The following is a 522-nucleotide window of genomic DNA, read 5'->3' on the forward strand; positions in this document are numbered from 1 at the left end:
GTGTTTAGCCCCACTATAGCCCCACCTTTTGCTAGGGGTGGTTTGGGATGGTAAGGGACAAGCCTATTGGAGGGTGTGCGAATGCAAGAGATGATCTTTGCGCAACGCTATCGCATGCGCGTGTGGCAAGTCGGTGTTGGGGAAGGCGAGGAGTCAAGGCGGTGTGGTGCGTTAGCTGGTTCAGTTTATTGGAGAGGCGAAGTTTCTGGTGTTCCATGGATTCCGAGTGTTGAAACAGTTCGCTCAGCTCATGTAGCGTTTGCAATGTTGAGAAATAGAGCACGAGCTTATTTGCGGTGGTGTGATCAATATAGGGTTATTCCTGCTGCAGATTGTAGTTCTAATGGTATTTTGAGCGCTGTAAATGACTGTGATATTTATCGTCAAGAGAGAGTTTCTTTGTCGGTGTTGTTGGATTTTTACCGCGTGAAGATACAGGATATATGTGCGCTTTTTTCTGAAGATAATACTGTTTTTGATGCCAAACGTGGAGGCTATGTTAAGCTTGACGAGGCCTCTTGT

At 46.6% G+C, this 522-nt stretch carries 1 protein-coding gene; it reads left to right on the forward strand.

Going from position 1 to position 522, the window contains the following annotated elements:
* Positions 1-81: 81 nt before the first annotated feature.
* Positions 82-522, forward strand: a 441-nt coding sequence (locus FVW27_RS19270) for a hypothetical protein (RefSeq protein WP_167128407.1), incomplete at its 3' end; no start/stop codon positions are given.

This window comes from Nitratidesulfovibrio liaohensis (assembly GCF_011682075.1).
GTDB classification, from domain to species: Bacteria; Desulfobacterota; Desulfovibrionia; order Desulfovibrionales; family Desulfovibrionaceae; genus Cupidesulfovibrio; species Cupidesulfovibrio liaohensis.